Below are 20,432 nucleotides of genomic sequence, written 5' to 3' on the forward strand. Positions count from 1 at the left end.
CATGGGCGGGTCGGTGGCCGGCGGGTCGACCGCGGGCGGCGGTGTGGGCGCGGGCGAAGGCGACGGGGGCACGGGCAGGTCGGGCGCAGGCGGCGGCGGGCCGATGGGCGCGCCGGCATGTGGTGCCAGTGACGCTGGCGGCGCTAGCGGGGCTTGTGGCATGGCGAAGGCGATCATGGCGCTAGGTTAGCGAAAAGCAGGCGCGCAGCCAGCATGCCCCCGGCAATTCCTCGTTGCGGGCGGAGGCGGACGGGTGGATAGTCCGGGCCATGGATGCACGCTGCGCCCATGCTTCGAGCTTTGCGCCGGCGAAAGCGCTGGCGGAAGTCCTGGCGTGGGTGCTAGGCCTTGCGCTGATGCTGGCCTTGGTGCTCCCTGCGCCGGCCCACGCACAGGGGCGCGCTGCCGACAAGCGCATCGCCCTGGTGATCGGCAATGCGCAATACCCCAAGGTGCCGCTGGCCAACCCCGAGAACGACGCGCGGCTCATGGCCGCGAACCTGCGCAGGCTGGGCTTCGAGGTCAACCTGCAGCTCAACGTGAACGTGCTGCTGTTCCGGCGCGCGCTGCGCGATTTCGCGCGCCAGGTGGCGCAGGACGATGCGACGGCCGTGCTGTACTACGCCGGGCACGGCGTGCAGATCGATGGCCGCAACTACCTGCTGCCGGTGGACATCAACCTGCGCGACCAGGAAGAGGTGAAGGACGAGTCGGTGGACATCGACGAGCTGTTCCTGAGCCGCATCGACAAGGCCGGCTCGCACCCGCGCATCGTGATCCTCGACGCCTGCCGCGACAACCCCTTCGCCGCGAAGACCCGCAACGTCCGCTCGGCCGGCGGCCTGGCCGAGATGGGCGCGCGCGGCACGCTGATCGCCTTCGCCTCGGCGCCCGGCGCACCGGCCGAAGACGGGCCCGGCGGCAGCAACAGCGTCTACACCAAGGCGCTGGCCGAGGAGATCATGGTGCCGGGCCTCGAGGTGGAGCAGATGTTCAAGAACGTCCGCGTGAAGGTGCTGCGCGCCACGCGCGAGCGGCAGCTGCCGTGGGTCAACACGTCGCTGACTTCGAACTTCAGCTTCAATCCGAATACGAGCCCGGCCGCGGCTGCGGCACCGCCCGCGGCCGCCGCTGCGCCGCCGCTTGCGGCCGGGCCTGCACCGGGTGCCGGCGCCACGCCTGGGCGCGACAGTCGGCCGAAGGACATCGACACGCTGTTGTCGCAGGCGCAGGCGCAATCTCGATATCAATCGCAAGCGCCATCGCAAGCGCCGGCTCAGCCACAACCGCAACCGCGGCCGCAGCGCGAGCGCGAAGCGCAAATCGCCGCGACATTGCCTTCCGCCGCGCAAGCGCCACCGCCCGCAGCGGCACCCCTGCCCCCCGCCTCGCCGCCGGCCTCGCCACCGCAGTCCCTGGCGCCATCGTCGTCGCGCGACTTCCTCGCGCGCGACGAACTGCAGCAACTGCTGGTGGGCAAGACCCATGGCGTCAAGGACGGCGGCGGCCTCGTCCAGTTGGACCTGCGCAGCGGCGGCACCGTGTACTTCCACAGCCTCGGCGCGGGCAACGTGTCGGTCCGCGGCTCGGGCCGCTACGAGTTCAAGGACGACGGCAGCCTGTGCGCCCGCTTCAACCCCGCACCGCCCGGCCGGCTCAGCGACGCGCGCAGCCCCGACAGCGGCTGCTGGTACTTCTACCGCGACGGCGATCGGCTCATGCGCACGCAGACCCGGGAAGCGCAGGCACGGGCCGAGCCCGTCACGATCCAGTGATGATGTCGAGGGCGTTCGCGGCCCTGCGCGCGTGCACCATGCATGACAATGGCCCGTCGCCACCGCGTGCCCCGAGCGCCCGGAGCGCCCCCAGAACCAGGAGCGAATCCAGAGTGTCAGAACGATCTTCTTCCGCCGTCCGCGGCGCCCGCGGCACGCGCAGCGCCGGACGCGCCGACGGCCCCGCACCGGTCGAAGGCGGCCCCACGCGGCGGCGCCTGCGGCGCGAGACCTCGGACCTGCTGGAGAACCGCATCCTCGACGCGGCCATCGAAGAATTCGCCGAGCACGGCTTCGCCGGCGCGCGCATCGAACGCGTGAGCGCGGCAGCCAACACGGTGGACCGCATGCTGTACTACTACTACGGCAACAAGGAGCGCCTGTATCAGGCGGTGCTGGCCAAGATCTACGAAGACATGATCGGCGCGCAGCGCGAGTTCGTGATGCCCGACGACCCGGTGGAGGGCATGCGCCAGTTGGTGCTGCATTCGTGGGACCACTACCACTCGCACCCGAACCTCGTGCGCCTGCTGATGAACGAGAACCTGCTGCGCGGCCGGCACGTGCGCGAGTCGGTCGACCTGGAGCGCACCACCCTGCCCCTGGTGCAGACGGTCGAGACGCTGCTGACGAGCGGCCAGGCCGAGGGCGTGTTCCGGCGCGACCTGTCGTCCGAGCACGTGCTGATGACGATCATGTCGCTGGGCTTCTTCTACGTGTCCAACCAATACACCTGCTCGGCCTGGCTGGGCCACGACCTCATGGCGCGTGCGCGGCGTACGGCCTGGGGCGAGCACATCTGCGAGACGGTGCTCGCCATGCTGGTCGAGCCGGGCATGGAGGCGAAGGTGAAGAAGACCGCGGCCCGCCGCAAGCCGGCCGCCGCGAAGAAGAAAGCGGCCTGATCAGGCCGGGCCCGACGCGGCCCAGGTCTCGCGCACGAAGCGCGCGATGGCGGCGTTCTGCCCGATCAGCGAGAAGCGCGCGTTGTGCGCATAGTCGGGCAGGTTGATCATCTCGGTGGTGATCCAGCGCAGCGGCGAATCGGCATGCGTGCGGTGCCAGGCCAGCACCTTGCGCACCACCTCTTTCGTGCAGTCCAGCGCGCGCGCGTCCCAGTCGGAATGCCATTCGCCGGGCGCCGGCTCGGCGAACGGGTACAGGATGCCGCGGCCCGGCTCGCCGGCCTGGTAAGGAAAGATCGAATGCTCGGGCACGGCTGCCACGGCCTCGCTGCCATCGCCTGTCGACCAGCGGTTGCGCGGGCCGTTCGGCGCCACGCTGCGCACCTGCAGCCAACGCACGATGCCCATGTCGAGCCACTGGTCGACGAAGTTGCCGGGCTGGAACGGGTCGAGCACCGCGCGGCCAGCGGCAACATCGTCGGTGAGCCCGCAGATCGCGAGTTCCTGCGCGTTGCCCATCTTGAAGATGCCGTGGCTGTAGTCGAGCGTGAAGTGAAACGGTATGCCGCGGCGCATGACGGCCGCGGCCACGGGCGCGACGCGGCGCGGGTCTTCGCTCCACATGTTGACGTGCAGCTCGAAGGCCGGCTCGACGCCGCGGGCCATGCCTTCGTCGTAGGCGCGCAGGTAGAAGTCGGCCACCTCGTCGTCGCCGATCGGCCGGCCGGTGGCGTCGTGCCAGTACAGCATGATGTTGTGCGTGCGCGCGCCGACCTCGGCCGCCAGGCGCAGCTTGTCGGCGAGCAGCGGCTCGTCGCGGCCCAGCGCGTAGAACCAGCTCGCGGTGTGCACCGGCAGGCCGTAGCGTTCGATGCAGCGCAGGTAGGTGTCGACCTGGCCCGGCATCGGCAGCCGGTCGAAGTAGTCGAAGGCGCCGGCTTCGCGCACCAGTCGGAACTGCTCCTCGATCGGCGCCTCGGTCAGCGACACCGGGGCATCGAGCGACGAGGCCTGCGCGCCGCGGCCATTGCAGCCGATGGGCGGCAGGGTCGGGGTCGCCTCGCTCATGAGGGATTGCGCAGCTTGCGGATCTGCTCCTCGGCCGGTTGCAGCTTGGCGCCGTCGATGTAGGTGCCCGAGGGCATCACGCCCTTGCCGTCCTGCACCGTGGTGCGGCCGACGAAGATGCCCAGCGTCGACTGGTTGTCCTGCGGGCGGAACACCACCGGGCCGAAGGGCGAGCTGAACTGCAGGCCCTTGAAGGCGGCGATGAGCTTCTCGGTGTCGGTCGAGCCGGCCTTCTGCACGCCAGCGGCGATGGCTTTCACGGTGGCGTAGCCCACCACCGAGTTCAGGCGCGGGTAGTCGTTGTACTTCTTCTGATACGCGGCGAGAAAGGCCTTGTGCTCGGGCGTGTCGATGTTGGCGTAGGGATAGCCGGTCACGATCCAGCCGGCGGGCGAATCGGCCTTGAGCGGGTCGAGGTACTCGGGCTCGCCGGTCAGCAGGCTCACCACTTCGCGGCCTTCGAAGAGCCCGCGGGTCTTGCCTTCGCGCGCCAGCTTGGTCAGGTCGCTGCCGAACATCACGTTGAAGATCGCGTCGGGCTTGGCGTCGGCGATGGCCTGCGACACGGCGCCGGCGTCGATCTTGCCGAGCGGCGGCGACTGCTCCGCCACGAACTCGATGTCGGGCTGGGCCTTCTTCATGTTCTCCTTGAAGGCGGCGACCGCGGCCTGGCCGTATTCGTAGTTGGGGTAGATCAGCGCCCAGCGCTTCTTCTTGAGCTTGACCGCCTCGGCGATGACCGAGGCCGACAGCGCATAGGTGCCCGAGCGCAGCCGGTAGGTGTAGCGGTTGCCCTGGTCCCACACCACCTTGTCGGAGAGCGGGCCGGAGGCGAGGAAGAACATCTTCTTCTGCTTGGCGAAGTCGGTCAGCGCCAGGCCGACGTGCGAGAGCGTGACGCCCGACAGGATGTCGACGTTCTCGCGCGCGACCAGTTCTTCGGCCATGCGAACCGCGTCGCCGGGGTTGGCGTTGTCGTCGCGGAAGATGGTCTCGAGCTTCTTGCCGTTGACGCCGCCGGCGGCGTTGATCTCTTCCTGGGCCAGCATCCAGCCCTGCTTGTAGGGCACCAGGTTCTGCGGCAGCGCCTTGTAGCTGTTGATCTCGCCGATCTTGATGGTGCCCTGGGCGGCCGCGCCGGCAGCGCCGGCGATGCACAGGCTGGCCGCCAGCAGGCGGGTGGAGACGGAGAACACGCGATTCATGGCGGGAGTCCTTTCTGGCGGTGGCTGGGGGACGAGTCGGGGAAAGTGCGGGGTGATCAACCGTTGGTCGAAGCCATCTCCTCGACGATGCGGCGCATCTTGATCGAGGAGCCGTCGAGGCCGAGGTGGATGCGGTGCCACTGCTTGGGCTTGTCTTCGTTGCGCTGGATGGCTTCGAGCACGCGCTTGTCTTCGTCGAAGGCCATGCGCAAGTTGCTGCGCAGGCGCTCGTCGACGACCGGGTCGGCCGGCGAGTTGCGCAGGCACAGCCAGTGCTGCACGCAGGTGCGCTGGTCGACCGGCGTGATGAAGTGGCAGGCGTACATCTGGATGCAGTCGTCGCGGTTGCCTTCGGGCGCGCCGGTGCCGGTCTTGGCCGAGCCGAAATCGATGACCGCGACGCTGGGCGCGTGGTAGTGGTAGTAGTGCCAGCGGTCGACGTTGCCGCCGAAGTCCTTGAGCCCTTCGAAGACGGGAATCAGCGGGCCGTCGATGACCCAGCGCCAGGTGACGACCTTGTTGCCCTGGCGTTCGTGCTGCACCCGCGTCTCTTCGCGGCCGGCGCTGGCCAGCGTGGTCTGGTGCACGTAGACGACGTGCGTCGGGTCGCACAGGTTGTCGGCGAGGCTCAGGTAGTTGGCCTGCACCGGCAGCGCGTCGCCTTCGACCACGCTGTAGGCCGGGTCGTCGTACTGCGGCAGGTGGAAGACCTGGCTGCGGTCGGCCTTGTCGGGGTCGCCCATCCACACCCAGACCATGCCCATGCTCTCGGCCACCGGATAGCTGCGCACGCGAAAGCTCTCCGGCGGGCGGGCCATGCCGGGCGCCACCGTGCATTTGCCGCTGCAGTCGAAGGTGAGCCCGTGGTAGCCGCATTCGATGGCGTTGCCGCGCAGCCGGCCCAGCGACAGCGGCGCCAGCCGATGCGGACACGCGTCTTCGAGTGCGGCGACGGTGCCGTCTTCGCCGCGGTAGACGGCCAGGTCCTCTTCGAGCACGCGGCGGGCGCTGATGCCCTGGCCGATGTCGCGCGACCAGGCGAGCGGGTACCAGGCGTTGTAGGCGTAAGCGGTCATGCAGTGTTCCTTCGTGGGGCCGGTGGCCTTCGTGCGTGGGGTCTTGCCGCAGCAGACTTCGCAGAAAGCGTGCCAGCGATTTGGTGAGCCGTTTCTACAATTTTGTGTAGAGACTACTTAATTTCGGTGCGTTTTGCCACCGGGTTTGCACCGGGAGGCGGCACCGATGCGCCATCGGCGTGCGCACATCGGCGCTCTGCGGTTCAGTGGAAATCTCTGCTGCGGGTGGAGCTGGCCAGGCGCCCGAGCAGTGGGGTCAGGTCTTCGAAACCGGTGGCCACGATGTGCCGCACTTCGCCGCCGCTGTCCATGTCGCGCTGCCAGGTGCCCTGCACCGCCAGCAGCTGCGACTTGAGCAGCGGCTCGCGCCAGGCCTCGACCACGTGCTTCCAGACGATGACGTTGACGTTGCCGGTCTCGTCTTCGAGCGTGACGAACATGGTGTCGTTGGCGGTCTGCGGGCGCTGGCGGCCGATGACCAGGCCGCAGGCCCGCACGGTGCGGCCGCTGGGCAGGTTGCGCAATTCCTCGGCGCTGGCGAGACCCCTTCGATCGAGCCGGGCGCGCAGCAGTGCGAGCGGATGGCGGCGCAGCGTGAAGCCGAGCGCGTTGTAGTCACCCACGATCTCCTCGCCTTCGGGCGCGAGCGGCAGTTGCAGGGCGGCCTCGTGAATGGGCACGCCCTTGAGCAGCGCCGGCGCGCGGCGCTGGGCGGTGGCGTCCCAGACCTGCTGTCGCCGGTGGCCCGACAGCGGCAGCAGCGCATCGGCGGCGGCCAGCGCGGCCATGTCCTTCGCGTCGAGTTCGGCGCGCAGGGCGAGGTCTTCCGTGCTGGTGAAGGCGGCGATGTCGCGGGCTTTGACCAGGCGCTCGGCGCCGGCCTCGCTCAGGCCGCCGATGCGGCGCAGGCCGAGGCGCACGGCGGGCTGGTCGGGGCGGCCCGGGCGGGTGGCGAAGCGGGGGGCGATGGGTGGCGGTGGATGGGAGGAAGGAGGCGCATCCTTGGGCTCCAGGGTGCAGTCGAGCGCGCTCATCGTCACGTCAACCGGCCGCACCTCGACGCCGTGGCGCCGCGCGTCCTGCACCAACTGCGAAGGGGAATAGAAGCCCATCGGCTGCGAATCGAGCATCGCGGCCAGGAAGCAGGCCGGTTCGTGCAGCTTGAGCCAGCAGCTCACCACCACCAGCAGCGCGAAGCTGGCGGCGTGGCTCTCGGGAAAGCCGTATTCGCCGAAGCCCTCCATCTGCTTGAAGATGGATTCGGCGAAGGCGCGGTCGTAGTCGCGCTCGACCATGCCTTCGATCAACTCGCCGCGAAACTTGTCGATGCCGCCCTTGCGCTTCCAAGCCGCCATGGCGCGGCGCAGGCGGTCGGCCCGGTCGGGCGTGAAGCCAGCGGCGATCATCGCGATCTGCATCACCTGCTCCTGGAAGATGGGCACGCCCAGCGTGCGTTCGAGCGCGGGGCGCAGGTCGTCCTTCGCATAGACGATGGGAATCTTGTTGCGCACCTTCTCGCGGTTCTTGAGGTACGGATGCACCATGCCGCCCTGGATTGGCCCGGGCCGCACGATGGCGACCTCGATCACCAGGTCGTAGTAGCAGCGCGGCTTCAGGCGCGGCAGCATCGACATCTGCGCGCGGCTCTCGATCTGGAACACGCCCACGGTGTCGGCATCGCAGAGCATGTCGAACATGGCCGCGTCGTCGTTGGGCACCTGGTGCATCTCGAGGGCCGTGCCGCGCCAGCCGTTGAGAAACGACAGCGTGCGGCGGATCGCACTGAGCATGCCGAGCGCCAGCACGTCGACCTTGAGCATGCCCATGGCCTCGAGATCGTCCTTCTCCCACTGGATGACGGAGCGGTCTTTCATCGAAGCTTTTTCGACCGGAACCAGCCGCGTGAGCTTGCTCTGCGTGAGCACGAAGCCGCCCACGTGCTGGCTCAGGTGGCGCGGAAAGCCGCGCAGCTGCTGCGTGAGCTCGATCCACTGCAGCAGCTGCCGCATGTCGGCCTGCACGCCGGCGCGCTCCACCGCCTCCTGCAGGCGCTGGTCGAGGATCACGCCGTCGTCGAACCAGTAGTGGTCTTTCGCGAACTCGTCGACCAGGCGCGCGTCGATGCCGAGGGCCTTGCCCACGTCGCGCAACGCGCTGCGCGAGCGGTAGCAGATGACCACCGCGGCGATGGCGGCGCGGTCGCGGCCGTACTTGTCGTAGATGTACTGGATCACCTCCTCGCGCCGCTGGTGCTCGAAGTCGACGTCGATGTCGGGCGGCTCGTGGCGCTGGCGGCTCAGGAAACGCTCGAACAGCAGGTTGCCGGTCTCGGGGTTGATGGCGGTGATGCCGAGGCAGTAGCACACGGCGGAGTTGGCCGAGGAGCCGCGGCCCTGGCACAGGATCTTCTTCTCCCGGGCGAAGCGCACGATGTCTTCGACCGTGAGGAAGAACATCTCGTAGTGCAGGTCGATGATCAGTTCGAGCTCGTGCCTCACCTGGGCCTGCACTCGGGGTGGCATGCCATCGGGGTAGCGCATGCGTGCGCCCTCCCAGGTCTTGCGCTCCAGCGTCTGGGCCGGGGTCTCGCCGCCGCCCACGTTCTCCAGCGGGTACTTGTAGTGCTCGCGGATCACGCCCAGGTCGAAGCGGCAGCGTTCCATCGCAGCCAGCGTGTTGACCAGCAGTTCGGCCGGATACAGCCCCGCCAGCCGCAGCCGCGAACGCAGGTGCCGCTCGGCATTGGCCTGCAGCGCGAAGCCGCACTCGGCCACGCTGCGGCCTTCGCGCACGGCGGTGATCACGTCCTGCAGCGGCTTGCGCGAGCGCGCATGCATGTGAACGTCGCCGGCGGCCACCAGCGGCACGCCGCTGCGCTCGCCGGCCTCGCGCAAAGTCCAGAGCCAGAGGTCGTCGTCGAGTTCGTTGCGCAGCTCGACCGCGAGCCACAGGTGCTCGCCGAAGCGGCGCCGGGCCTCCTGCAGGTCGGCGCACAGCACGTCGGCGTCGGGCAGGCCGCCCGGCACGCGCTCGGGCACGAAAAGCATTTCGCAGTGCTGCAGCGAGGCCACGTCGCCCGTGTCCCAGTCGACCCGGTACTCGCCCTTGGGCGCGCTGGTGTTGCGCGCCGCGGTGATGAACTCGCAGAGGTTGCCCCAGCCTTCGAGGTCGTGCGCGATCGCCACGAGCCGGAAGCGCGCGAAGCGGAACTCGCTGCCGAACAGCAGCCGGAAGGGATGCTGCTGCGACGGCTCCAGGGTCTCCAGGTGCTCCTGCAGTCCCTCCCAGGCCCGCACCACGCCGCCCACGGAGCATTCGTCGGTGATCGCGAGCGCCTCGTAGCCCAGGTCGTAGGCGCGCGCCACCATCTCCTGCGGATGCGAGGCGCCGCGCTGGAAGCTGAAGTTGGTGAGGCAGTGCAGTTCGGCGTAGGCCGGCAGGCCCGGCGGGCCCGGCTTCGCCTGCGACGGCGGGGCGTTCGCGGCGGCTTCCGCGCGCCGGCGCTTCAGGATCTGCTTATCGCTCAGTTCGGGCATGGCGCTGCTTCAGGCGTAGAGGCCTTGGAGGAACCAGCGCGGGGCATCCTCGGCCAGGAAATCCGAAGACCGTTCGCGGAAGATCCACACCAGCCCGGCCTCGGGGCTTTCGGCGATGAAGTAGTCGCGCACCGCCGGATGCCCACGCTCCTCACGCTCGGCGCCCTGCCCCGGCGCGCCCCACCAGCCGGCCTCCAATCGCTGCGGCCCTGCCAGCCGGCGCAGCACGCCGCGGTAGCAGGGGCGGCCGTCGCGCACGTCGAGCCGCAACGGTTCGCGCAGCAGCCAGGGCGGGTACAGCGCATCGGGCTGGGTGGCGGCGGCCGGGGCCGCGGGCGGATCGCCCTGCAGCGCGGGCCGCCAGGCCTGTCTTTTCTCGGGACGGTGGTCGGCCTGCGCCACCGCGCGCAGCACCTGCTGCGGCCCGAGCCGCGCGCTCAGGCGCTCGACCAGTTCATGCAGCCGGTCGCCCGGGCGGTTGTCCTCGGGCAGAAAGCTGGTGCTGGCGCCGGACCAGGGCGCGGTTTCGACCGAGCGCAGGCGCAGCCAGCTCGCGGGCGCCGACAGCGTGGTGAGCGCGAGCCGCTCCGACAGCAGGCGCCGCAGGTGCGCCATGTCCTGCGTGGGCGTGGCGGTGCGCACCGTCACCTGCTGGTGCGTCGGCAGATCGATGCCGTTCAGCCGCTTCAGGTCGAGCGTCCATTGCAGTTCCAGCGCCAGCGCGCCGCGCTGCCGCGCCCGCAGCCAGATCTGCAGCGCCGCCAGCAGGCGGTTAGCCGACCACATCAGCTCGGGCGCGCCCTCTGCCAACGCGGGCAGTTCCAGCTTCAGCTCGAACACGTCGGGCAGCGTGAGCCACTCGTGGCTGTCGGGCAGGCGGCCGTGCGCCACGTCCAGCGCAGCACGCAGGGCCGGGCCGAAACGGCGCACCAGGCCGCCGCGTGGCAGCTTTTCGACATCGCCCCAGGTTCGGCATCCCAGATGAGACAGCACGCCCAGGTGATCGCGTGCCGCGCTCAGGGTATCGAGCGGCAGGCCGCCGGGCAGATCGCGTGGCGGCGGTTCGCCGCGCGCGAACATGCGCAGCCGCGCCAGCGCGACCAAGCTGGTGGCGCCCTGCACGCGCTGCACGGGCACGTCGGGCATGGGATTGAGCCCCGCCAGCTCGCGCATCAGTCCCAGCCGGCCGCCCCACAGCCGCTCGCAGGCCGAGACTTCGAGCAGCAGCGCCTCGTCGACCCAGGCAACGTGCGGCGTGAACTGCAGCGCCCACCAGCCGAGCGCCTCGATCGACGGCATCGGCGCCTCCTGGGCGGCAACGGTTTCAGGCGGCCAGCGCAGCGCGATCCAGTGCATGGCCTTTCTCCCCGTTGGGCGGGCTCGGCTGCCGAGGGCTCAGGCGCACGACGGTCGCACCGCGCCCCACCGGAAGCTCTGCCGCCACGTCCTGCTGCCGCTGCCATTGGCGCCGCAGCCGGCCGGCCGCGAGCAGCGCATTCATGCGTGCATGGCGGGCCGGCAGCTGCAGCGGCTTGGCCAGCGGCGGGCCGCGGCGCTTGAGCACATGCACGTCGAGCTGCGTCGCGTCTTCCTCGCAGCGCTGAAGTTGCAAGCGCAGCCGCGCCGGCGAACTCGCCTGGGCCATCGTGTCGGGCCGCAGCACGAAGAGCAGCGCCTCGTGCTGCGCAGCGGCCAGCTGCAGCCGCCGCAGCTCGCCCACCCGGGCTTGAGGAAGCCAGGCGAGCACGGCCGTCACGTCGGCGCAGCGCAGGGCTTGTTCGCAAGCCCACAGCCTGGCCGACGCAGCTTCACAACGCACCCATAGCAGCGATTCCACCGGCAGTCCTTGCGAAGCCAGCGCCGGGCCAAAAGGCTCCTGCGGCGCACCGACCAGCACCACCGGCCCCGAACGCTCCTCCACCGCACGTGCCAAGGCCGGCAGCAGCAGCTGCCAGGCATGGGCCTCCGGCTCGGCCTGCAGCAGCTCCGTCATCGCCCCCACCGGCCAGCCGCCGCCGGGCAGCTCCGCATCGAGCGCCGCATGCCCGGTGCCGATCACCTGCCCATCCGCCCGGCCCAGCGCATCCCCGCTCCACAACTTGTGGCGCGCGGCGGCTGAGAAAGTGTCGAAGGAAGGGAGGGCCATGGTGTCTTATTTAACTGTATTTTCATACAGTATCCTTGGCTGCGCGCCACTGTTTTTGCAAGCCCCGGCACGGCGCTCGGGGTTCTTCCCGCTCATCCCATTAATGGGATAAATTGCATGCCTGTTTCAAAAGAAAAACCCCTGTTCTGGCTCGGCAGCAGCAAGAAAGATCTGCTCACCCTGCCCGTCGAAGTCCGAAAGTTCTTTGGCCATGCACTCGACTTCGCCCAGCATGGCGAACAGCATGTATCTGCCAAGGTTCTCAAGGGATTCGCAGGCGCGGGCGTGCTGGAGATCGTCGAGGACGATGTGGCCGGGACGTATCGGGCCGTCTACACGGTCAAATTCGCCGAAGCGGTGTTCGTCCTGCACTGCTTCCAGAAGAAGAGCAAGAGCGGCATCGCCACACCGAAACAAGACATGGACATCGTTCGCTCTCGGCTGAAGACCGTCGAGGCGCTGATCAAGGAATGGCGCAATGAAAAAGCAGATCGTTGAAGACCTCGAAGTGATGGAAAGCTCAGGCAACGTCTTTGCCGACCTCGAACTGCCCGACGCAGACAAGCTCAAGATCAAGTCCGGCCTGGCCATCGAGATCAACCGCGCCATACGCCGCCTTCAGCTCACCCAGAGCGAGGCCGCCAAGCGCATGGGCATCTCGCAGCCCAAGGTCTCGGCGCTGATGCGGGGCGAGTTCTCGAATGTCTCCGAGCGCAAGTTGATGGACTGCCTCAACCGGCTCGGCTACGACATCGAGATCAAGGTGAAGCCGACTGCCGCTGCAACGGGACATCTGATGCTGGCGATGGCCTGACAAATGCCCATGGTCGAGGCCGCCAAATGACCACCCGCCCCATCCCCTCCACCGGCGAAGCCCTGCCGCCGATCGGCTGCGGCACGTGGCTCGGCTTCGATGCGAGCCCCGGCACGCCCGAGCGGGAGCGCCTGCCCGGCGTCGTCGACGCGCTGTTCGCTGCCGGCGGACGGCTGATCGACAGCTCACCGATGTACGGCCGCGCCGAGTCGGTGGTGGGCGAGTTGCTGGCTTCGAGCGGGCAGCGCGACAAGGCCTTTCTGGCCACCAAGGTCTGGACCACCGGCCGCGAGGCCGGCATCGCGCAGATGGAGCAGTCCTTTGAACGGCTACGCACCGATCGCATCGACCTGATGCAGGTGCACAACTTGGTCGACTGGCGCACCCACCTGCCCACCCTGCGGCAATGGAAGGCGCAAGGCCGGGTGCGCTACATCGGCATCAGCCACTACACCGCTTCGGCCTATGCCGAGGTGGAGGCGGTGCTGGCGGCCGAGCCATTGGATTTTCTGCAGATCAACTACTCGGCTCATGCACGCGAGGCCGAGCAGCGCCTGCTGCCGCTGGCCGCCGAGCGGGGCGTGGCGGTGATCGCCAACATGCCCTTCGGCGGCGGCGGTCTGCTGCGCCGGCTTGGGCCCCAGCCCCTCCCCGCCTGGGCCGGCGACATCGCCTGCACGAGTTGGCCGCAGCTGCTGCTGAAGTTCGTGCTGAGCCACCCGGCCGTCACCTGCGCCATCCCCGGTACAAGCCGGCCGGAGCACATGGCCAGCAACTTGGCGGCAGCCACGGGCGACCTGCCCGATGCCACGTTCTGGGCGCAGCACATCCGCACCCTAAACCTCTAATTGGGGGGTCTTTCAGCCAGCGAACATCGCGGAACCGGCTTTGCCGGGCCGCTGGTGTTGCCCCCGGAAGGGGGTTGGCGGACCACACGAAGTGGGGAAGCCTGGGGGAGACCCAGTTATGCGAAGAAGCGCAGGAGCAGCGCGTTGACTTCGACCGCCCGCTCGTACTGAACCCAATGCCCCGCGCCCTCGATCACGGCGCCCTCGCGCCGGGCATGGCCGGCCGTGAGCTGCGCCACCAGCGGCCGCGAATCGGCCGTCACGTCGTGCTCGCCCCACAGCAGCAGCAGGTTGCCGGCAAAGGCATCGAGTGCGGCCTGCAGCCCGCCCGCCAGCGACACCTCCTTGCTGCGGAAGCGCGTGGCATGGCAGGCCAGGTCGTGGATCACGAAAGCCGTCGCGTCGATGGCCGCCGGGTCGTGCAGCATCAGCGCGCGCAGGTTGTGCAAGAGCGCCGAGCGCTCGTCGAGCCGGTCGTGGGCCTCGCGCCAGTTGATCATCTGCACCGTCATGCGGCGAACGGTGCCGTGTCCGCCGCTGCCCAGCAGGGCCATGCGACGCACGTGCCCGCGCTTCACGGCCAGTTGCGAGGCGACGAAGCCGCCGAAGGAAAAGCCTGCCAGGTCGATCGGCGTCTGCGGACCGACCAGGCTGGCCAGCGATCCGGCCAGTGCATCGAGTGCCGGCTCCAGCGGCGCCTGCCCCGTGACGGGCGCCGGCGGCGTGTCGGAATCGTGAAAGCCCGGCATGTCAGGCAGCCACAGGGTGCGTGCGGCGCACAGCGGCTCGATGTTGCGCAGCCAGTGCATCCAGCTGCCGTGCCCGCCGTGCAGCAGCACCAGCGGCGGCCGCTGGTCGTTGGCCTGGCCGAAGCGGCGCCAGCGCACGCGCACACCGTCGTGCACGACGTCGTGGTGAGTGGACAGCGCGTCGAGGCGCGCGATCAGCCGGTGCGCGTTGGCATCGGCGGCAGGGTCGAAGAGGGCAGCGTGGTCGAGCACCGACCCATTGTGCAGCGCGTCAGGCATCGCCGGCGGCCGGGCCGAAGCGATAGTTGGACACCGAGATGCCGCCCATGAACGCATCCTCGTGGTAGATGCGCACGCCCTTCTCGTCGCCCGCGGCGCCGGCCGCCACCATCAGCGGGATCAGGTGCTCCTCGCGCGGATGGGCCATGCGCGCGGCCGGTGCCTGCGACCAGGCCAGCAGGCGCTCGACGCGCTGCGCGGGCGCCGCTTCGACGGACTCGCCCAGCCAGTCGTCGAAGGCCTTGGACACGTCGCGCGCCTGGGGGCCGAAGTTGCGCAGGTTGTGGTAGCTCAGGCCGCTGCCGACGATCAGCACGTTCTCGTCGCGCAGGGGCGCCAGCGCACGGCCCAGCGCGACGTGCTCGGCAGGGTCGAGCCCTCGCTTCAGCGACAGTTGCACCGTCGGCACCTCGGCCTTCGGGTAGATGGCGACCATGGGCGAAAACGTGCCGTGGTCGAAGCCGCGCTCCGGGTCGATGGCCGCGGGCAGGCCTGCCGCCGCGATCAGGCCCTGCACGCGCTGGGCCAGCGCGGGCGAGCCGGGGGCGTCGTAGTGCACGTGGTAGGTGTGCTCGGGAAAGCCGCCGTAGTCGTAGATCATCGGCGGCTTCGGGTTGCCCATGACGGTGAAGGCGGGCTCTTCCCAGTGCGCCGAGATCATGAGGATGGCGTCGGGCGTGCGGCCGATCTGCCGCGGCATGTCGGCCAGCGCGGCCTCGAGCTTCGCGTAGTTGCGGCCGCTCTGCTCTTTCATCCAGGGCCACGGGCCGCCACCGTGGGAGATGAAGTAGACGGGGAGTGTTCGTGAGGTCATGGGCCGCCAGTCTAGGCACTTTGGCGCGGCCGCACCGGGGTCCGGGCATGGAAGCCTTTCCACATGCCCTTTCGGGGCATGAGCTTATGCCGCACGGCTACAGTGACGCCCTTGCCCGGAGGCCGTCGCCTTGTTCAGCTACTTCGAAAAACGACTCAACCCCTATCCCGACGCCGAACCCACCCTGCCCCCGCAAGGCTTCTTCGCCTTTCTCTGGGCCTGCACCGAGGGGCTGCGCGGCAAGATCTTCGCGATGGCGCTGCTCACCGCCGTCATGGCCGCCTTCGAGGCGCTGCTGTTCGCCATGCTCGGCCGCGTGGTCGACTGGCTCGGCGTCCAGGCGCCCGAGCGTCTGTGGGCGGACCGCGGCACCACATTGATATGGCTCGGCATCGCGCTGGTCGCGAGCATCGTGGTGGTGGCGCTGCAGACCATCGTCAAGCACCAGACGCTGGCGGTGAACCTGCCGATGCGCCTGCGCTGGAACTTCCACCGCCTGATGCTGGGCCAGAGCATGGCCTTCTACCAGGACGAGTTCGCCGGCCGCATCACGGCCAAGGTGATGCAGACCGCGCTGGCCGTGCGCGACACCGTGTTCGTGCTGGCCGACGTGCTGGTCGCGATGGGTGTGTACGTCGGCACCATGATCGTGCTGGCCGCGGTGCTCGACCCGCAGCTCATGCTGCCCTTCGCGGTCTGGCTGGTGCTCTACATCTGCACCATGTTCTTCTTCGTGCCGCGGCTGGGCAAGATCGGCAAGGCGCAAGCCGATGCGCGCGCGATGATGACCGGCCGCATCACCGACGCGTACACCAACATCGCCACCGTCAAGCTGTTCTCGCATTCGCACCGCGAGGCCGGCTTCGCACGCGCCGCAATGCAGGACTTCATGTTGACCGGCTACGGCCAGATGCGCCTGGTGAGCGCCTTCGAAATCGCGAACCACACGCTGAGCATGGGCCTGACCGCCGGCATGGCCGGCATGGGACTGTGGCTCTGGTCGCAGGGCGCGGTCGGCGTCGGCGCCGTGGCGGCGGCCACCGCGATGGCGCTGCGGTTGCAGGGCATGTCGCACTGGATCATGTGGGAGATGACCGGCCTGTTCGAAAGCATCGGCACGATGCAGGACGGCATGAAGACCCTGTCGCGCCCGCGCACCGTGCTCGACGCACCCCAGGCCCGCACGCTCGACGTGCCGCGCGGCGAGGTGCGCTTCGAGCACACGAGCTTCCGCTATGCCGACGGCGCCCGGCGCGTGATCGACGACCTGACGCTCACCGTCGCGCCCGGCGAAAAGATCGGGCTGGTCGGCCGCTCCGGCGCGGGCAAGTCGACGCTGGTCAATCTGCTGCTGCGCTTCCACGACCTCGAAAGCGGCCGCATCCTGGTCGACGGGCAAGACATCGCGCTGGTCACGCAGGACTCGCTGCGCGCCCACGTCGGCATGGTCACGCAAGACACCTCGCTGTTGCATCGCTCGGTGGCCGACAACATCGCCTACGGCAAGCCCGATGCCGGCGCCGCGCAGATCCGCGCCGCCGCCGAGCGCGCCGAGGCCCACGACTTCATCCAGACGCTCGGCGATCCGAACGGCCGCCGCGGCTACGAGGCCCACGTGGGCGAGCGCGGCGTCAAGCTCTCGGGCGGCCAGCGCCAGCGCATCGCGATTGCTCGCGTCATGCTGAAAGACGCGCCGATCCTGCTGCTCGACGAAGCCACCAGCGCGCTCGACTCCGAGGTCGAGGCCGCGATCCAGGCCAGCCTCTACCGGCTGATGGAAGGCAAGACGGTGATCGCAATCGCGCACCGGCTGTCGACCATCGCCGCCATGGACCGGCTCGTGGTGCTCGACCATGGACGCGTGGTCGAACAGGGCGACCACAAATCGCTGCTGGCCCGCGGCGGGCTGTACGCGCGCCTCTGGGCGCACCAGAGCGGCGGCTTCCTGGGCGAAGAAGCCGGCGAGGACGAGGAAGAAGCCACCGCCTCGCATGCCGCCTGACTTGCCTGCAGCTTCCGGGGCGTCCTACAGTTCCCGGCGCACGGCGACTACAGCCTGAAACCGCCGGTGTGGAGACACTGGGTTCTCGCTTAACGAAGAGGAGCTTGCACCGTGAATTCCATCATCTACATCGTCGGTCTGGTCGTGGTCGTCGTCGCCGTACTTTCGTTCTTCGGCCTGCGCTGATCCCACCTCTCCCCCGATCGCGGGGCCGTTCGCGGCCCCGCTTTTTCGTGGTTCGTTCGGCACGGGGCTGCCGGGCATAATTTCGCGCTCCCGTCGAAGGAAGCCGTTGAATCCCGGAGCGCCCCACTTCTCACTACAAGATGCGGTCATCGCCGAGGCCGTGCAGCAGGTCGAACAGGCCGGGCCGCTCGACGATGCGCAGGCCGTGCGCGAAGCGATAGCGTCGAGCCCGGCTGCGGGCACCGATGCTCTGCATGCCACACAAGGCATGACACGTGTTCTCGAGCGCGCCCGCAGGCTGGGCCAGCGCATCGGTCTGCAACACGAAATCGCGCGGGCGCGCGCCGCCTCTCCCTGGCTGTTTCTGGCGCTGGTCGCCGCGATCGTGCTGGCGGGCTTGGGCCTCGCCGGCAACGTGACGGGCGAAGGCCGCAGCATCAACGTCGTGGTCGCGCTGGCCGGGCTGCTGGGCCTGCACCTGCTCACGCTGCTCGTGTGGCTGGCCGGGCTCGTGCTGCCGATCGGTTCGATCAATCTGTCGCTGGGCTGGCTCTGGCTGGCCCTGACGGCCCGCGTGGCCGGCGGTCGTCATGGACAGGCCCCGCTGCTGCTCGGCGCCGCCACCCGCCTGCTGGCGCGTGCACGGTTGCTGCCCTGGGTGCTGGGCTTCGTCAGCCACGCGATCTGGTCGCTGTCGTTCGCGGTGGTGCTGGCCGCCCTGCTCTTCGCATTGGCTTTTCGCAGCTACACACTGACCTGGGAAACCACGATCCTCGACCCGGCTTTCTTCGTCCGCCTGGTCGAACTGCTGGGGCGCGTGCCGGGCTGGATGGGCTTTCCGGTGCCCGATGCGCAGACCGTGCTCGACCCGCGCGCCGCCGCGGCCGGCGGCCAGCGCGACTGGGCGCTGTGGCTCACCGGCTGCATCGTCGCCTATGGCCTGCTGCCGCGAATCTTCTTCGCCCTGCTGTGCGCGCTGGTCTGGAAGCGCCGGCGCTCGGCGCTGGCACCCGACCTTTCGCAGCCCTACTACCGTCGCCTGCTCGCGCGCTTCGATGCGCTGGCACCGCGCCAGATCGTCGATGTCGATCCGGGCAGTGCGCAGCACGACTCGCCCGCGGCCCTGGCCCCCGGCGAAACCACAGACATGCTGCTGGCCATCGGCTTCGAACTGCCCGACGAACTGCACTGGCCACCGCCCGAGCTCGATGAAGCAAGCACACGTGCGCTGCGCGTGGACGGCAGCGCTGCCGCGCGCCGCGAGGCGCTGGACCTGTCGATGCAGCTTCGCCCGCGCCGACTGCTGGTGGCCTGCCACGCCGCGGCCAGCCCCGACCGCGGCACCGAGCGCTTCCTGCGCGAGCTGGCGTCGCACAGCGGCGAATGCCGCCTGTGGCTGCTCGGAAATACTGCTTCGCCGGATGCACGCAGCCGCTGGCACGCGTGGTTGAGCGCCACCGGCCTGTCGCGCTTCGAAGCGATCGCCTCGCCTGTCGCCGCATGGCACGCATCGACATGAGCGCCACCGGTACCACCCCCATCCGCATCGCCGTGGTCGGCCACACCAACGCCGGCAAGACCTCGCTGCTACGCACGCTGACGCGCCGGATCGACTTCGGCGAGGTGTCGCGCCAGCCCGGCACCACGCGCCACGTCGAGGCGATCGAGTTGCAGGTGGACGGCCGCGCCACGGTGCGGTTCCTCGACACGCCCGGCCTCGAAGATGCGGTCGCGCTGCGCGAGCACATCGACGCCGCCGTTGGCGCCGAAGCGACCGCGACACCTCCGTCGTCGGCTGCGGCGCGATCTCCCTCCGAAGCAGCCGGGCGCGAGCTGACTCCGCCCGAACGCATCCGCCGCTTCCTGGCCGGCCCCGAGGCGCACGGCGTGTTCGAGCAAGAGGCCAAGGTGCTGCGCGCGCTGCTCGACGTCGATGCCGCTTTTCTGGTCATCGACGCGCGCGAGCCGGTGCTGCCCAAGTTCCGCGCCGAGATCGAACTGCTCGCCGCCTGCGCGCGGCCACTGCTGCCGGTGCTCAACTTCCTGCGCGAGGCCGGCAGCCGCGAGAGCGCCTGGAAGGAGCTGCTCTCGGCCTACGGCCTGCACGTGGTGGTGCGCTTCGATGCCGCCGCGCCCTTCGTCGGCGCCGAGCGCGAACTGTACCGCGACCTTTCCACGCTGCTGCGCGACCGGCGCACCCAGCTCGACCGCATCGCGGTCTTCCTCGACGAGGAATTCGCGCGGCGCCGCCACGCGGCATGCGAGCGCATCGCCGAGCTGATGGTCGAGGCGGCCGCCACGCGGCGCACCGTGTCCAGGGTCGAATTCGACATCGACAGCAGCCGCGCGCGCCTGGTCGCGGCGCTGCAGAAATCGGTGGTCGACCAAGCCCAGCGCTGCGCCTCGGACCTGCTGGCGCTCTACGGCTTTCGCGAGAACGACGCCGACGAGTCGCCGCTGCCGCTGGTGGCGGGCCGTTGGACCATGGACTTCTTCCATCCCGAGGCATTGATGAACGCGGGCCTGCTGCTCGGCAAGGGCGTGGCGGTGGGTGCCGCGGTCGGCGTGGTGGCCGACTTGGCCCTGGCCGGTCTCTCGCTCGGCGCCGGCGCCGCACTGGGCGGCGCCATCGGCGGTGCCCTGTCGCAAGGCTTCGGTCCGCTCGGCCGCAAGCTCGTTAACCGGCTGCGTGACCTGCACGAGCTGACCGTCGAAGACAGCGTGCTGCTGGTGGTCGCGGCCTGGCAGCTGAAGCTGCTGCGTGCGCTCGAATTGCGCGGCCATGCCGCGGTCGAGCGCATCGCCGCTGAAGACGCAGCGCAGGCGCCCGAAGCCGCGCGCCGCCCTCTGGCCGAACTGGTGCGTGCGGCCCAACCCGCGCGCGGCCACCCCGACTGGGAGAACGCAGCCCGCGCCCGGTGGCGCGAGGCGCCGCAGCGCCGCGACCTGGTGCTGCGCCTCGCGCAGCGCGTCGCGGCCGCTGTCGAGGCGTCGGATGGCGAGCATCCGGCTGCGGCATGATCGGGCGC

Annotated in this window: 17 protein-coding genes; 8 read left to right on the forward strand and 9 right to left on the reverse strand. The window is 69.5% G+C overall.

Annotation, left to right across the window (positions count from 1 at the left end):
* Nucleotides 1-269 precede the first annotated feature (269 nt).
* Nucleotides 270-1,775 (forward strand): caspase family protein, encoded by a 1,506-nt coding sequence (locus B0W80_RS02965; protein ID WP_076997620.1) that lies wholly within the window; start codon nucleotides 270-272, stop codon nucleotides 1,773-1,775.
* Between the two features lie 113 nt (nucleotides 1,776-1,888).
* Nucleotides 1,889-2,680, forward strand: a complete 792-nt coding sequence (locus B0W80_RS02970; protein WP_076997621.1) for a TetR/AcrR family transcriptional regulator — start codon at nucleotides 1,889-1,891, stop codon at nucleotides 2,678-2,680.
* On the opposite strand, the gene B0W80_RS02975 is transcribed toward B0W80_RS02970, so the two are convergent.
* From B0W80_RS02975 to imuA, 6 genes are all read right to left on the reverse strand, one after another.
* Entirely contained in the window at nucleotides 2,681-3,748 is a 1,068-nt protein-coding gene (locus tag B0W80_RS02975; RefSeq protein ID WP_076997622.1) for a xylose isomerase, read from the reverse strand.
* On the reverse strand, nucleotides 3,745-4,953 hold the full coding sequence (locus B0W80_RS02980; protein WP_076997623.1) for an ABC transporter substrate-binding protein: 1,209 nt from the start codon (nucleotides 4,951-4,953) through the stop codon (nucleotides 3,745-3,747). The genes B0W80_RS02975 and B0W80_RS02980 overlap by 4 nt, the downstream gene beginning before the upstream one ends.
* Before the next feature lie 56 nt (nucleotides 4,954-5,009).
* Nucleotides 5,010-6,029: an aromatic ring-hydroxylating dioxygenase subunit alpha gene (locus B0W80_RS02985; protein ID WP_076997624.1), complete on the reverse strand. Its 1,020-nt coding sequence runs from the start codon at nucleotides 6,027-6,029 to the stop codon at nucleotides 5,010-5,012.
* A gap of 203 nt (nucleotides 6,030-6,232) precedes the next feature.
* Nucleotides 6,233-9,565 carry an error-prone DNA polymerase gene (locus B0W80_RS02990; RefSeq protein ID WP_076997625.1) on the reverse strand — a complete coding sequence of 1,111 codons (3,333 nt, stop codon included), beginning with the start codon at nucleotides 9,563-9,565 and terminating at the stop codon, nucleotides 6,233-6,235.
* 9 nt (nucleotides 9,566-9,574) lie between these two features.
* Nucleotides 9,575-10,921, reverse strand: a complete 1,347-nt coding sequence (locus tag B0W80_RS02995) for a hypothetical protein (RefSeq protein ID WP_076997626.1) — start codon at nucleotides 10,919-10,921, stop codon at nucleotides 9,575-9,577.
* Entirely contained in the window at nucleotides 10,890-11,711 is an 822-nt protein-coding gene (gene imuA, locus B0W80_RS03000; RefSeq protein WP_076997627.1) for a translesion DNA synthesis-associated protein ImuA, read from the reverse strand. The genes B0W80_RS02995 and imuA overlap by 32 nt, the downstream gene beginning before the upstream one ends.
* Before the next feature lie 117 nt (nucleotides 11,712-11,828).
* On the opposite strand from imuA, the gene B0W80_RS03005 reads away from it, so the two are divergent.
* Genes B0W80_RS03005 through B0W80_RS03015 form a run of 3 tightly spaced genes read left to right on the forward strand, consistent with a single transcriptional unit; the run spans nucleotide 11,829 to nucleotide 13,373 of the window.
* On the forward strand, nucleotides 11,829-12,209 hold the full coding sequence (locus tag B0W80_RS03005; protein ID WP_076997628.1) for a type II toxin-antitoxin system RelE/ParE family toxin: 381 nt from the start codon (nucleotides 11,829-11,831) through the stop codon (nucleotides 12,207-12,209).
* Nucleotides 12,190-12,525, forward strand: a complete 336-nt coding sequence (locus B0W80_RS03010; protein WP_076997629.1) for a helix-turn-helix domain-containing protein — start codon at nucleotides 12,190-12,192, stop codon at nucleotides 12,523-12,525. The genes B0W80_RS03005 and B0W80_RS03010 overlap by 20 nt, the downstream gene beginning before the upstream one ends.
* Nucleotides 12,526-12,551: 26 nt before the next feature.
* Nucleotides 12,552-13,373, forward strand: a complete 822-nt coding sequence (locus B0W80_RS03015; RefSeq protein WP_076997630.1) for an aldo/keto reductase — start codon at nucleotides 12,552-12,554, stop codon at nucleotides 13,371-13,373.
* 116 nt (nucleotides 13,374-13,489) lie between these two features.
* Here the strand turns inward: B0W80_RS03015 and B0W80_RS03020 are convergent, their stop codons facing one another.
* Nucleotides 13,490-14,401: an alpha/beta fold hydrolase gene (locus B0W80_RS03020; protein ID WP_076997631.1), complete on the reverse strand. Its 912-nt coding sequence runs from the start codon at nucleotides 14,399-14,401 to the stop codon at nucleotides 13,490-13,492.
* Entirely contained in the window at nucleotides 14,394-15,215 is an 822-nt protein-coding gene (locus B0W80_RS03025) for a class III extradiol ring-cleavage dioxygenase (protein WP_076997632.1), read from the reverse strand. Before B0W80_RS03025 ends, B0W80_RS03020 begins: the two co-directional genes overlap by 8 nt.
* A 130-nt stretch (nucleotides 15,216-15,345) precedes the next feature.
* On the opposite strand from B0W80_RS03025, the gene B0W80_RS03030 reads away from it, so the two are divergent.
* Nucleotides 15,346-17,217, forward strand: coding sequence for an ABC transporter ATP-binding protein (locus B0W80_RS03030; protein WP_076997633.1), 1,872 nt, complete (start codon nucleotides 15,346-15,348; stop codon nucleotides 17,215-17,217).
* Between the two features lie 319 nt (nucleotides 17,218-17,536).
* Here the strand turns inward: B0W80_RS03030 and B0W80_RS36125 are convergent, their stop codons facing one another.
* Nucleotides 17,537-17,659 (reverse strand): hypothetical protein, encoded by a 123-nt coding sequence (locus B0W80_RS36125; RefSeq protein WP_256856458.1) that lies wholly within the window; start codon nucleotides 17,657-17,659, stop codon nucleotides 17,537-17,539.
* Between the two features lie 12 nt (nucleotides 17,660-17,671).
* Between B0W80_RS36125 and B0W80_RS03035 the strand changes: the two genes are divergently transcribed.
* Together B0W80_RS03035 and B0W80_RS03040 are read left to right on the forward strand one after the other, a co-directional pair.
* The gene (locus B0W80_RS03035) at nucleotides 17,672-18,922 is read left to right on the forward strand and encodes a DUF2868 domain-containing protein (protein ID WP_256856459.1); all 1,251 of its coding nucleotides are present in this window, start codon (nucleotides 17,672-17,674) and stop codon (nucleotides 18,920-18,922) included.
* Nucleotides 18,904-20,424 (forward strand): GTPase/DUF3482 domain-containing protein, encoded by a 1,521-nt coding sequence (locus tag B0W80_RS03040; RefSeq protein ID WP_256856460.1) that lies wholly within the window; start codon nucleotides 18,904-18,906, stop codon nucleotides 20,422-20,424. The genes B0W80_RS03035 and B0W80_RS03040 overlap by 19 nt, the downstream gene beginning before the upstream one ends.
* The last annotated feature ends 8 nt before the right edge of the window (nucleotides 20,425-20,432 follow it).

The organism is Variovorax sp. KK3 (assembly GCF_001984055.1).
Taxonomy (GTDB): Bacteria; Pseudomonadota; Gammaproteobacteria; order Burkholderiales; family Burkholderiaceae_C; genus Variovorax.

Bases quoted from the DNA above. Each gene is read 5' to 3' on its own strand.
- B0W80_RS02965 (WP_076997620.1), top strand. From the start codon at position 270: ATGGATGCACGCTGCGCCCATGCTTCGAGCTTTGCGCCGGCGAAAGCG.
- B0W80_RS02975 (WP_076997622.1), bottom strand. From the start codon at position 3,748: ATGAGCGAGGCGACCCCGACCCTGCCGCCCATCGGCTGCAATGGCCGC.
- B0W80_RS02980 (WP_076997623.1), bottom strand. From the start codon at position 4,953: ATGAATCGCGTGTTCTCCGTCTCCACCCGCCTGCTGGCGGCCAGCCTG.
- B0W80_RS02985 (WP_076997624.1), bottom strand. From the start codon at position 6,029: ATGACCGCTTACGCCTACAACGCCTGGTACCCGCTCGCCTGGTCGCGC.
- B0W80_RS02990 (WP_076997625.1), bottom strand. From the start codon at position 9,565: ATGCCCGAACTGAGCGATAAGCAGATCCTGAAGCGCCGGCGCGCGGAA.
- B0W80_RS02995 (WP_076997626.1), bottom strand. From the start codon at position 10,921: ATGCACTGGATCGCGCTGCGCTGGCCGCCTGAAACCGTTGCCGCCCAG.
- imuA (WP_076997627.1), bottom strand. From the start codon at position 11,711: ATGGCCCTCCCTTCCTTCGACACTTTCTCAGCCGCCGCGCGCCACAAG.
- B0W80_RS03005 (WP_076997628.1), top strand. From the start codon at position 11,829: ATGCCTGTTTCAAAAGAAAAACCCCTGTTCTGGCTCGGCAGCAGCAAG.
- B0W80_RS03010 (WP_076997629.1), top strand. From the start codon at position 12,190: ATGAAAAAGCAGATCGTTGAAGACCTCGAAGTGATGGAAAGCTCAGGC.
- B0W80_RS03015 (WP_076997630.1), top strand. From the start codon at position 12,552: ATGACCACCCGCCCCATCCCCTCCACCGGCGAAGCCCTGCCGCCGATC.
- B0W80_RS03020 (WP_076997631.1), bottom strand. From the start codon at position 14,401: ATGCCTGACGCGCTGCACAATGGGTCGGTGCTCGACCACGCTGCCCTC.
- B0W80_RS03025 (WP_076997632.1), bottom strand. From the start codon at position 15,215: ATGACCTCACGAACACTCCCCGTCTACTTCATCTCCCACGGTGGCGGC.
- B0W80_RS36125 (WP_256856458.1), bottom strand. From the start codon at position 17,659: ATGCAGAGCATCGGTGCCCGCAGCCGGGCTCGACGCTATCGCTTCGCG.
- B0W80_RS03035 (WP_256856459.1), top strand. From the start codon at position 17,672: ATGACACGTGTTCTCGAGCGCGCCCGCAGGCTGGGCCAGCGCATCGGT.
- B0W80_RS03040 (WP_256856460.1), top strand. From the start codon at position 18,904: ATGGCACGCATCGACATGAGCGCCACCGGTACCACCCCCATCCGCATC.